This is a genomic window from Rhizobium sp. USDA 3886 (assembly GCF_056279785.1).
Genome location: NZ_JBWCDC010000001.1, coordinates 2,263,198 through 2,275,612 on the forward strand (window position 1 = coordinate 2,263,198; position 12,415 = coordinate 2,275,612).

7 protein-coding genes and 1 tRNA gene are annotated in these 12,415 nt (G+C 61.0%); 7 read left to right on the top strand and 1 reads right to left on the bottom strand.

Annotation, left to right across the window (positions count from 1 at the left end; all coding sequences use genetic code 11):
• Complete coding sequence (locus ACZ9BX_RS11680) at window positions 1–1,596, bottom strand: Ppx/GppA phosphatase family protein (protein WP_476218014.1); 1,596 nt, start codon at window positions 1,594–1,596, stop codon at window positions 1–3.
• 247 nt (window positions 1,597–1,843) lie between these two features.
• On the opposite strand from ACZ9BX_RS11680, the gene ACZ9BX_RS11685 reads away from it, so the two are divergent.
• From ACZ9BX_RS11685 to ACZ9BX_RS11715, 7 genes are all read left to right on the top strand, one after another.
• Window positions 1,844–1,917, top strand: a tRNA-Gln gene (locus ACZ9BX_RS11685).
• Between the two features lie 497 nt (window positions 1,918–2,414).
• Entirely contained in the window at window positions 2,415–5,777 is a 3,363-nt protein-coding gene (locus ACZ9BX_RS11690; protein WP_476218016.1) for an adenylate/guanylate cyclase domain-containing protein, read from the top strand.
• Window positions 5,778–6,185: 408 nt separating this feature from the next.
• Entirely contained in the window at window positions 6,186–6,875 is a 690-nt protein-coding gene (locus ACZ9BX_RS11695; RefSeq protein ID WP_476218018.1) for a peptidyl-prolyl cis-trans isomerase, read from the top strand.
• Window positions 6,876–7,070: 195 nt separating this feature from the next.
• Window positions 7,071–8,078 (top strand): HupE/UreJ family protein, encoded by a 1,008-nt coding sequence (locus tag ACZ9BX_RS11700; RefSeq protein WP_476218019.1) that lies wholly within the window; start codon window positions 7,071–7,073, stop codon window positions 8,076–8,078.
• Between the two features lie 161 nt (window positions 8,079–8,239).
• Complete coding sequence (locus ACZ9BX_RS11705) at window positions 8,240–9,217, top strand: hypothetical protein (protein WP_476218021.1); 978 nt, start codon at window positions 8,240–8,242, stop codon at window positions 9,215–9,217.
• Window positions 9,218–9,275: 58 nt separating this feature from the next.
• Window positions 9,276–11,237, top strand: coding sequence for a DUF3604 domain-containing protein (locus ACZ9BX_RS11710; protein ID WP_476218022.1), 1,962 nt, complete (start codon window positions 9,276–9,278; stop codon window positions 11,235–11,237).
• A gap of 746 nt (window positions 11,238–11,983) precedes the next feature.
• Window positions 11,984–12,259, top strand: coding sequence for a hypothetical protein (locus ACZ9BX_RS11715; RefSeq protein WP_476218024.1), 276 nt, complete (start codon window positions 11,984–11,986; stop codon window positions 12,257–12,259).
• Window positions 12,260–12,415 lie beyond the last annotated feature (156 nt).

Sequence of the window (12,415 nt, forward strand, 5' to 3'; positions counted from 1 at the left end):
CTACCTTGCGCGCTGGCCGCGGCGGTTTCGATGACGCCGCCAGACGCCGTCGTCCGCCATCATGTCGGTCAAGAGGCCTTCCCTCAAGCCGCGATCGGCAACGCGCATGCGCGGGCTCGGCCAGCGGCGGCGGATCGCCTCCAGAATGGCGCAGCCGGCGAGCACCAGATCGGCGCGGTCCGGCCCGATGCAGGGATTGGCGGCGCGGCTTTCGAAATCCCAAGAGAGGAGCTTCGCCTGCATGGCCGAGACCTCGTCATCGGAAAGCCAGATGCCATCCACCTTGCGGCGGTCGTAGCGCGGCAGGTCGAGGTGGACGCCAGCCAGCGTCGTTACCGTGCCGGACGTGCCGATCAGGTGAAAGTCGCCGGAATGTGCGATCTCAATTTCCGGGCAGTCGAAGCGCGCAAGCATGCCCCCCACTTCCGACACCATGGTCTCGAAGCTCTCGGGCGTTACATGTTGCCCGCCATGGCGCTCGGACAGCGTGACGACGCCGACCGGCAGCGAGGTCCAGTGGGTTATGTGATTGGCAAGGCGGCTGAAGCGGCTCTCGCCGATACGGATCACAGCGATTTCCGAGGAACCGCCGCCGATATCGAAAAGCACGACTGAACGTGTTTCGCGGCCGACCAGTGACGAGCAGCCGGATACGGCAAGGCGCGCTTCGGTTTCGCGGTCGATGATCTCGAGTTCGAGGCCGGTTTCCGCCACGACGCGCTCAAGGAAAATGTCGCCGTTTGCGGCCTGACGGCAGGCTTCGGTAGCGATCAGCCGCATGCGGCGGATCTCGCGGCTCTTGAGCTTTGAGGCGCAGACACGCAGCGCATCGACGGCGCGGTCCATCGCCTCGCTGGAAAGGCGGCCACTAGCGGCAAGCCCCTCGCCGAGGCGGACGATTCGCGAAAAGGCATCGACGACGCGGAACTGGCCCGGCCGGGTGGGTTGGGCAATCAGCAGGCGGCAGTTGTTCGTGCCGAGGTCAAGCGCGGCATAGAGTTCGTCCGGCCAGGGATGCTCGCCGGCGTGGTCGCGGCGCTCGCGTTCAGGCGGCCGGCCGCTGCTATTGAAGCCACCGTCGCGAGGCTCGGAATGCCCATTGGCTTTTGAGATCACTGGGGCTTTCGCGATAGCTGGAGCTCTCGCAATGGCGGAATTCTTGGCAGTAGCAGCAAGTTCGGCCGTGATCGCTGGCTGATCGACGGCCTTGCCGGGCGCCAGCGGTCGTCCCTGCAGGCCGCGTTTTCCCCGGTGCTTGCGACGGTTGCGGCGGCTGGACGAAGCCTCACCATCTGCCCGCGCGACTGGAGCCGGCTTTTCATGCTGCTGGATCGCTGGGGATGCATCGTCACGGCGCTGGCCGCCGTTACTGCGGCGGCGGCGTTTGCGCTTGCGGGCCGGGTTCCCGGCCGCAGCTTCCATCGGGCGCGCTGCCTCTCCGGATGTCTCGGAGGAGGCCTGCGAAGCGGCATGAGGCGCGTTGCGGGGCTGGTCGCCCCGTTTGCCCTTGCGGCGCCGGGATTTCTTGCCGTCCCTGCGCACTGCCGCTGACGCCCCGTCAAATTGCGGCTTTGCGCCGCCTTCGGGGTCTTCCACGTTTCGTTTTCCACGCGCCGCGCAAGTCCATGACGGTATGCAGCAGGCGCTCATTAGATTTTTGCGTTGCCGCGAGAATACCAGCGCGATGCAAAATCGCCAAATTCTTTTTGGATTCAAAAATAGAGACCTGCTCAACCTCACCCGATCAGGGTGCAGAAATTTTCCAAACAGGTATTTGCATTCCTCCGGCTTTTGTTTATAAGCGCCGCACACCAGCGGAGCCGCTTTGACGGCCGCACGCTGCTGGGGAATAGTTCAATGGTAGAACAGCGGACTCTGACTCCGTCGATCTTGGTTCGAATCCAGGTTCCCCAGCCAATTCTCTCTAAAACCCCTGAATTCCTTGATTTTCCAGTCGTGCCGGATATCGTTTTGGCATTATTGGCGACCTGATGCCCAGAACTGTAGCCCACAGGTGATGCCCCCCGCCAAAGTCGCGTGGCGGCGTCGCAGGTGGCAGGCAAGGGCAACTACCCCAAGGGACTGCAGACCCTAGTTAATGGCTATCAAAGGTCGGATTTCAAAGCCTTGCCATGATCGGGTTCCGAGCAGGGACCTCGACGCAGAATATTTCAGTCCGCGTTTCCAATGCCCCGTTCGCGGTTGCCGTCGCGCACCGCGAAGCTGGAAGGTCGCGGGCTAATCGCGAACCCTGACGAGCCTTCAGGAAAGGCGTTGGTGGTCGACCGCTTGCTGCTCGTGGGACTGAATTGACGAGGACTGATCAGGGCGACAGGTGTAAGCTGTATATCCTCGACTCGTGGGAAAGCGCCTCAGAGCAATCCGAATTCGACCATGTCAGAGGATGCTAGGTCATGCCCGACATCGGAGACTGGCTCGCCAGCATCAGGCTTGAGCGGTATCGCCAAACCTTCTTGAAGAACGGCATCGATCTCGATGTCGTCCACGATCTCACCGATGCCGACCTCAAGGAGCTCGGACTGTCCCTTGGTGACCGCAAGCGTTTTCTCAGGGCGGCCGCGGCTCTGGCTCAGCAGTCGCCGCCGCCCACGGCGGCACTACGTCCCTCCGTGTCACCGATCCACAGCGAGGCGGAACGGCGACAGCTTACGGTGATGTTCTGCGATCTCGTTGGATCGACAGCACTCTCCGCCCGCCTCGATCCAGAAGACCTACGGCAGTCGATCGTTGCGTACCGTGCTTGCGCCACCGAGATCGTCGGCCGGTACGACGGTTTTGTTGCCAAGTATATGGGCGACGGCGTCCTCGTATACTTCGGCTATCCCCAGGCTCACGAGGAAGATGCCGAGCGGGCCGTGAGGGCCGGCCTCGCGGTCGTTGAGGCCGTGGACCGGCTGGATGCGGCCGGCGAGCACCTGGCTGTTCGGATCGGAATCGCCACTGGCCTGGTCGTGGTGGGTGACATCATCGGCACCGGCCAGGCCGAGGAATGCAGCGTCGTAGGTGAAACGCCGAACCTGGCGGCCCGCCTACAGGAGTTGGCCGGATCCGGCACAGTGGTCATTGCCGAAGCAACACGCGCACTGCTGCGGGGCCAGTTCAAGCTCGAAAGCATCGGACTGCGGCCGATCAAAGGTTTTTCCGGGGCGGCTGAAGCGTTTCGGGTGCTCGGCGAAGTGCGTAGCGACGACCGCTTCGAGGCCGGTCACGCGACCGTGCTGCCGTTGGTCGGCCGTGACCCGGAACTCGCATTGTTGGTCGATCGCTGGACTCAGGCCAAGGCCAAGGAAGGTCAGGTCGTCCTGCTCGAGGGTGAGGCCGGAATCGGCAAGTCGCGTCTCGCCCTGGCCCTTCGCGAGCGTCTCCTTCGAGAACCACACAGGTTGCGCCGCTACTTCGCGTCGCCATACCACATCAACAGCGCGCTTCGTCCGGTGATTGGCCAGCTTGAACAGGAAGCGGGATTTGAACGCGAGGATTCGTCGGTCGTGAAGCTCGCCAAACTCCAGGCGCTGATCGCGGAACAGGTGGGTGAGGTGAGCGAAGCGCTCCCATTGTTGGCCGAGCTTCTCGGAATTCCAGGCACTGGCCGCTGTCCAATACTGGATCTCGCGCCCCAACAGCGTAAGAACCGAACCTTCGACGTGCTCATCGCCCAGCTTAGCAGACTGGCTGCGAAGCAGCCGGTGCTCCTGGTGCTTGAGGACGCTCACTGGCTGGACGCGAGTAGCCTTGAGCTGTTCGGCTTGTTCGTGAACCACATCCGGCAGCTCCCGGTGCTGCTGGTCATTTCCCACAGGCCCGAATTCGTCCCGCCCTGGCGTAGTTACCGGCACGTGACAAAGGTGGTCCTGAATCGCCTCGACCGGATGCACGCTCAATCGCTGGTCGAACGGCTGACCGGCGGAAAGGCACTGCCTGCCGGAGTGCTCGATTACATCCTGGTCAACACCGATGGCGTACCGTTGTACCTTGAGGAGTTGACCAAAACCATGCTCGAATCTGGTCTCCTGGGAGTGGCCGGCGATCAGTTTGGACTGGCTGCACATATGCCGCCGCCGACGATCCCGGTAACGCTATACGACTCGCTGATGGCCCGCCTCGACCGCCTCGGCAGGGCCAAGGTGGTGGCCCAGATCGGCGCCTGCATTGGGCGCGAGTTCTCCTATGAGCTGATTGCGGCGTTAGCAGTGCTCGATGAGCATGAGCTGCAGAGGAGCCTTGATCAACTGGTTGCTACTGAGCTAGTTTTTCGGCGCGGAAGCCCCCCTAACGCGATCTACAGCTTCAAGCACGCGCTCGTCCGAGATACTGCATATCAGTCGCTCCTCAAGAGCCGCCGCCGGGAACTACATCGCCGTATTGCGCAGGTCTTCGAAGAACTCGCCCCACATGTCGTGTCCGCTCAGCCGGAGCTCCTGGCCCATCATCTGACGGAGGCAGGAGAGCTGCCGCAAGCCGTCGTGTTCTGGCACCGGGCCGCCGAGCACGCAAACGAGCGGGCGGCGAATGCCGAGGCCGTCGGCCATTTGGCCAAGGCACTCGACCTGCTCGCCCAGATGCCCGAGAATCCGGAGCAACTCGAGCTTGAGCTGACGTTGTTGATCACCATGGGACGAGTGCTTACCGCCGCGAAGGGCTATGGCCACCCGGAGGTCGAGCGCGTCTACAACCGTGCTCTCAACCTGGCGGAGCGGATCCAGGAAACGCCGAGGCTGTTCCCGGTGCTCCTCGGTCTCACCATTCATCATGCGGTGCGGTCCGAGCTTTCCGCGGCGCGGGACCTTGGCGAACGGCTTCTGAGGTTGGCGCAGCAGATCTCGGATCCTGTGCTCGTGGTGGAAGCGTCCTATGCTTTGGGCATTACCTGCTCCTGGCGTGGCGAATTCGCCTCGGCATGGAAGCACTTCGAGCACGGGATCAGCCAATACGACATCGCCCAGCACCGGGCCCATCTAGCGCTCTATGGACAGGATGGAGGACCGATCTGCCTGTGCCGTGGCGGCATGGCGCTGTGGTATCTCGGCCACGACGACCGGGCGCTGGAGCTGATGGACGAGGCGCTCGCCATGACCGCGAGCCTCAGGCATTTGTTCAGCCGTGCCTATGTACTGACATGGGCCGCGATTTTGCAGGTGCATCGACGCGACATCGCCAAGGCGCAAGAGGCGGCGGAGTTGGCGTTGGCGTTCGCGGCCGAACACGAATTTCCATTCTGGCACACCCAGGGAGTCTTCCTGCAGGGGTGGGTGCTGGCGGAGCGGGGCCAGATCGCGGAAGGCATCGAGCGGTTGCGAGACGGGTTGGCTGGCATGCAGGCGATCGGGTCAGGAATGACGGCGCCTTGGGCGATGGGCTTACTCGCGGAGGCGCATGGAAAGGCTGATCGTTTTGCCGAGGGTAGCACCTTGATTGACGAGGCGCTTACCATTGTCGCACGCACTGGCAACCGCTGGTGCGAGGCGGAGCTACATCGGCTCAAGGGCGAACTCATATCATTGAGCTCAGGATGCGATCCTGCCGAAATCGAGGCGTGCTTCCGCTGTGCGCTCGACATCGCCCGCATGCAGGAGGCGAAGATGTGGGAACTGCGCTCGGCGGTGAGTTTGGCCCGGCTTTGGCGAGCACAGGGTCTTAGGGCGCAGGCCTGCGAGCTGCTCATGCCGCTCCTCGGCTGTCTCTCTAACGGCCACAGGACGCTCGATCTTCAGGATGCTCAAGCGATCCTTGAGAGCTGCGGAGGTAGTAGCACCTGAACACTTGCTCCGCTGCCACGACTTTGTCGTAACTCCCGATGGAGCGATGATGGATAATTTCTCCCTCGTCGCGCTTGTGCAACGTGATTCCATATCGAGTCAATCTGTGGTCGCAAAAAAATGTTGGCAGGGGACCCTTTTGAAGAGTGGAACTTGCTTCCGAACTAACGATGCTCTCAACCTGGAACCGAAAAGGCGAAGGGCCACGTCTTTCAGTCGCCCGGCCCGCACCGGTGAAATAATCCCATCCGCCCCCTATTGAAGCCACGTGATGCTGTTCGTCGTAGTTCGGGACTGTCGTCTTGCCAAAGACAACAAACAGTAGCAGTATTTCAGCGATTCCGAATATTCGCGCCCCCCCGCCTTGACAATGCCTCGTGAGCACTCCTGCATCTGAAGGGATGTCCCGTGAACCTCCTCAGGGAACCACTGCTCCACTTCGTCCTCGGAGGCGCGCTGTTGTTTGCGGGATACGCATGGCTGGACCGTGAACAGACCAATGCCAGCCGCCTCGAACCGGTCCGGATTGGTGAAGGCGAGGTACGCTGGTTGAAGGAGACCTGGGTCAACCAGTGGCTCCGCGCACCTAACCCTCAAGAGCTGCAAGAGCTTGTCGCCGATCTCGTGTCCGAGGAGCTGCTCGCCCGCGAGGCGCGGGAAATGGGTCTCGACAGGAACGACACGATCGTGCGTCGCCGCCTGGCACAAAAGCTGAAGTTCCTAGTCGAGGACACCTCGGGTCTCATCGAGCCAAAGGAAGGAGAGCTTCGGCAATTCTATGAGGCCAACGCCGCCCGCTTCCGAAGCGGCGCGCGGGTGTCTTTCACGCAAATCTTCTTCAACCCGGCGCTGCGTAAAGACGCCTCCTCGGATGCAAAGGCGGCGCTTGTGGAGCTAAAGGGCGCACGCGATACCGACCTTGCGGCGATGCTCGGTGACAGACTGTTGCTTGACGCCGAAATCCGCGATGCAGACGAGCAGGCGGTATCCGGCATGTTCGGGCCGGATTTTGCGCGGGCGGTTTTCGCCCTCAAGGCCCGGCATGTGGAGCGAGCCGGTCAAATCTGGATACGGCATTCATCTTGTCTCGATTGCTAGCAGCAGCGCCGGGAGGCAGCCCCCCTTTGAGGAGGTTCGCGATGAGGTCCTGCAGGAATGGCGACGTGAGAAAGAGAGAATCGCAAATCGGGATTACCTTGCTCGACTTCGCGAGAAATATGGGGTCGTGCTCGACGCTAGCGTAAAGGAATTGCTCGGCACCGAGGATCGTGTCGCTGACACGGCAGCCGCACGATGAGGCGGATCTGGAACTCCGGCGCGGTGTTAGTGCTGTTGACACTCAGCATTGGCCTTATTTCCCTAGTCGGTGCGTCCGCACATGAAGTGCGTCCTGCCTACCTCGAACTCCGCGAAGATGTGCCCAACGAGTTCAGCGTTCTACTCAAGACGCCCATGCGTGGCGACGCACGGCTGGCGCTGGCTGCGGTATTCTCGGGTAAGGTTGAGAACATCACGCCGACCGTCTCGCGCCCGACTGGCGACGCCATGGTTCAGACCTGGCGTATGCGGACGATCGAGCCGCTCACCGGCCAAAAGGTTTTGATCGACGGGCTGCGGAGCACCATGACAGACGCGCTGGTGCGGGTCGAGTTTGCCGGTGGCGGCGCATGGGTCGCGCGGCTAACGCCCGGCGCGCCGGAGGCCACCATTCCCATGACACAGACCCGCGGGATGGTGGCCACCACTTATCTCAAGCTCGGGATTGAGCACATTCTGCTAGGATTCGATCACCTGCTATTTGTGCTTGCCCTTCTCATCATCACGCAAGGAAGCTGGCGGCTCGTAAAGACCGTCACTTCATTTGCCGTTGCCCATAGCATCACGCTGGCGCTGGCGACGCTCGGCTTTGTTCACGTACCCTCGCCGCCCGTGGAGGCCGTGATCGCATTGTCGATCGCGTTTGTCGCGGTCGAGATCGTCCACCTTCGACAGGGGCGCAGAAGCCTTTCTGCCCGAGCACCTTGGATAGTGGCCTTCGCCTTCGGGCTTCTCCATGGCTTCGGCTTTGCCGGTTCCCTGAGTGAGATCGGATTGCCGGCGGGACAGATTCCATTGGCCCTGCTGTTCTTCAACGTCGGGGTGGAGATTGGTCAGCTTCTTTTCGTCGGAGCCGTGCTTGCACTTGTCGCACTCATCCGATCAGCCAAGCGGCCTTTGCCCGCCTGGCTCGAACTCGTGCCGCCATACGCCATCGGCACGGTCGCTATGTTCTGGGTCATCGAAAGGGTCGCGGCGTTTTAAGATCATCAGGGGGATGGCACATGGACACCTCATTCGCGTTCATCGCAGCTCGCGGGCCAATGAACGCCGTCCTGGCTTGGCTGATACCTATGATTGCTGTTGCGGTTCTCGTCGTCGCGACGCCCGCTGACGCGTGCGTGCTCTGCTTGCCCTATCCTCAAATGACGAATGCCGATCAGGTCATTGGAAGTGATACGGCGGTTTTCGCCCGCGAGAATCCGGCAAAGCCTTTCTCCTACGTGGTGCTGGAAACATTCAAGGGACATTACGACGGCAGCGTGATCCCTCTGTTCCTCGATTCGATGACAGGTCGCGCCCTCCGGCTGAATCCGACTGTTCAGGTCATTCTCGTTCAGAACCGTCCCGGCGGGATCTGGAAGGTCCTAGGTTTGGCGGGAAGCGAGTATCAAGGTGTGATGCGCCAGGTCGCCATTTGGGATGTGGGCTCGAAGACGCCAGCCGAACGCACGATATTCTTCGCCCCTTACCTTCGGCACGAAGATCGCAGTCTCGCGGAGCTGGCCTTTCTTGAGGTCGGGCGCGCGCCCTACGCAACGCTGCGCGATCTCAAAACAAATGTGGGGCGAGATGACATTTATCGAATCGTCAACGACTTCTTTCATGTCGAATGGCATGGGCTCTATATCCTCATGCTCGGCACGTCGGACCGACCGGACGACATCGCCTTCGTTCGCGGAAAACTGAAGACTGCGGCGAAGTATGGGCTAACGACCAACCTCGCTGCTTATGCCACTGCACTCATCGAGATGACGGGCGCGGACGGGGTGAGGCAGCTTGCGGAAGAATACTTCGCCGAGCCGAGCCGAAGTAACGGCGAGTTGCTCGAAATCGTGAAGGCGCTGTCGGTACAGGGAACGGGCGGGGCAGTCGAATTGCGGGCCTCGATCGTCGACGCATATGGCGGTTTGCTGGCGGTTCATCCCGAGCTTGCCGGGTATGTTGCAAATGATCTGTCCGACTGGAAGGTGACTCGTTTCGTGCCCCGGCTACGTGAAATTCTGAATGCTGGCGTCGGCCTGGACGACGCATCGCATTTTGCAGTCGCCGTGTACCTTTCAAGCGCCGATGAAGGCGGGAGCTCCGAGGGCGGGCTCACTCCGTCCGATGGTCTCCGATGAGCAGTTTCCAGGGAATAATTGGCTTGGCATGCACCAACCGAACAACATGGAGGAAACAATGAAAACCCATCGCCTTTTGCCGCTTGCTTCAGCCGTTATCCTTGTCGGAGTCCTGACAGGCATTTCACCTGCCGCGTCACAGGACGATACGGCAGCCCTCGATTCGGGGACTCTCAACAAGGAAACCGCCGACCAGCTCTATCCGACCAAGCGGCCCTATTCGCCCTATGCCGGCCGAAAGTTCCCGACGCGGCCGCTGTTCGGCGACACGCACCTGCACACGTCCTTCTCTATGGACGCGGGCGCCTTTGGCGCCCGGCTGGGACCAAGGGACGCCTATCGCTTCGCCAAGGGCGAGGAGGTCACATCGTCCACTGGCCAGCCGGCAAAGCTGTCGCGACCGCTCGACTTCCTCGTCGTTGCCGATCATTCCGACAATATGGGCTTCTTCCCCGACCTGTTTGCCGGAAACCCTGCGATGCTCGCCGATCCGACCGGCCGTAAATGGTACGACATGATTCAATCTGGCAAGGGAGCCGATGCAGCTATCGAGATCATCGTCGCTTTTTCCCATGGAACCTTCCCCAAGGATCTGATGTATTTTCCCGGTACGACCGCGTATCGGGGCGCCTGGCAGGAAACTATTGCCGCTGCAGAGGAGCATAACGATCCTGGCCGCTTCACCGCCTTCATCGGCTACGAATGGACATCCAACACCGGCGGCAACAATCTGCATCGCAACGTCATCTTCCGCGACAATGGCGACAAGGCGAGCCAGGTTGAACCATTTACGGTCTATCCGCCCATGGGCAGCGACAATCCGGTCGACCTCTGGAAGTGGATGGAAGCCTACGAAAGCAAGACCGGCGGAAACGTGCTGGCCATTGCTCACAACGGCAACCTAAGCAACGGCACGATGTTTCCAATCGTCGAGGCTTTGGGAAAGAGACTCGACAGCCAATATGCCGAAACCCGCGTGAAGTGGGAACGGCTCTACGAGGCGACGCAGACCAAGGGCGATAGCGAGGCGCATCCCTTCCTGTCGCCGAACGACGAGTTCGCCGATTTCGAGCGATGGGACAAAGGAAACCTCGACGGAAGCGTCGCAAAGACCAAGGAGATGCTGGAGTTCGAATATGCGCGCTCGGCGCTGAAAAACGGCTTGAAGCTTGACAAGCGACTCGGGGTCAATCCGTACAAGTTTGGACTGATCGGCAGCAGTGACGCGCACAACTCGCTGAGCGCGCTGGAGGAAGACAATTTCTTCGGCAAGACAGTGCCCCAGGAGCCGAGCCGGGAGCGCACCACCGCCGCGTTCATCGACAACAAGCAAACCGGCGTGAAGATCATGGACTGGGAGGTTTCCGCTTCGGGTTACGCAGCCGTCTGGGCCATGGAGAACACGCGCGAATCCCTATGGGATGCGATGGAGCGGCGCGAAACCTATGCCACTACAGGCCCACGCATGGCGGTGCGCCTGTTCGGCGGATGGGATTTCAACGCCGATGACGCCAACACCAGAAATCCGGCCATCGCCGGCTATACCAAGGGCGTGCCGATGGGCGGCGACTTGGTGGCGGCGCCCGAAGGCAAGGCGCCGACCTTCCTGGTTGCCGCACTGAAGGACCCGATCGGCGCGAACCTCGACCGCTACCAGATCGTCAAGGGCTGGGTCGACGCCGCCGGCGAGGTCCATGAAAAGATCTATGACGTCGCCTGGTCGGGCGACCGCAAGCCCGGCGTCGACGGCAAGCTGCCGGCGGTGGGCAACACGGTCGACGTCGGCAATGCGACGTGGAAGAACACGATCGGAGCGCCCGAACTGGTCGCCGTCTGGACCGACCCGGAATTCGACCCAGCGCAAAGCGCCTTCTACTACGGCCGGGTGCTGGAGATTCCGACGCCGCGATGGACCGCTCATGACGCCAAGTACTACGGCGTTACGGTGCCGCCGGAAGCCAAGATGGAAATCCAGGAACGCGCCTACACATCGCCGATTTGGTATTCACCTACGCCTTGAACAGGTCTCGTTTGCGGGCCGCGCGGCTCGCGTGTGCGATGCCGCCACTCGCCTTGACGGTTTGGATAACGATTTACGTGAAGCCCGCGTTCGATGGCCGCGTTGGCCGGCGAAGGCCTGGCGTTGATCGATGGCCGATTCACCGTCGCCCGTTCGATTTGATGCTTTCCACTCCGCTGCCCACGGCTGGCGCGAGCGAACCGTCGCACACCCACTTTAAATGAAGATTTAAAGCCTTCGCGCGTTTCCGTTTCGGCGGAGCCAGCGGAAATTATTGCCGTTCAACCCTCCAGTTGATTGAGGCCCAAAGCCAGGGCACAAAGGTGGCATCCACGGTCGCTCACGACAGGAAAACAGAGGGAATTTCAAGGCTTTTCCGCTAAGCTTTTGAAATCATGTGAGAATCCAAGGTCCCTAGGCAAGCCATTTTTGGACCTATTCCCTCAGTTTAATAGCTGCCATTCCCCACCAGAAAAAGTGACGTCTTTGCAGCTACTTGGCGCGATTTCGCGTCAAGAACCATGTGACGTCCTCCAGATCCCAGGGATACCTGGAGCTCTGTAAAAAGACGGCTGGGGACCCTGGTCGACTGCCTCAAACAAGCCGTGACCAATGACAGTGTCGAGGCCGGTAGCTGTCATTCCGCTGTCGGCCAGAGCCTAGCATATATACCAGTCCGTCGCTCACCTCATGTCGGTCGTCTCAAGGCCACAACCGACTTTCAGAAGCCTTGGCCTCGGGTGCCGATGATGCGGGCGATCGACAAGGGCTTGGTGAATTCGCGCGTCGGTGTCGTTTTGGTGACCCCGGCTATGTTGCGGCGCCTCCCGGCAGAAGGCATCGCAGACAAAGAGCTTTCGGCGCTAGTCCGGCGAGAGCGGCTCGTCCCGGTTGTTCACGGAACGACCTATGAAGAGCTTGAACAGGTCAGACTCCTGCTAGCCTCCCGAGCCGGGCTGAATACTGCCGAGGAGCCGATGGCAGAAGTCGCCGCTAAAATCGCCGAACTGGTCGCTACTTAGTTATGCCGGAGGTCAAATCGAGGGCGAATCGATGTTTTTCGTCGGATACCGCAGGTTTCTGCGGCGACTTGGCTTCCTCCTGCACTTCGACAATTTCGGAAGTGACTGTCTGCTTTTGCGGGCTCTATCTCGGAGCCTCAATGCCCGATTGGGTGC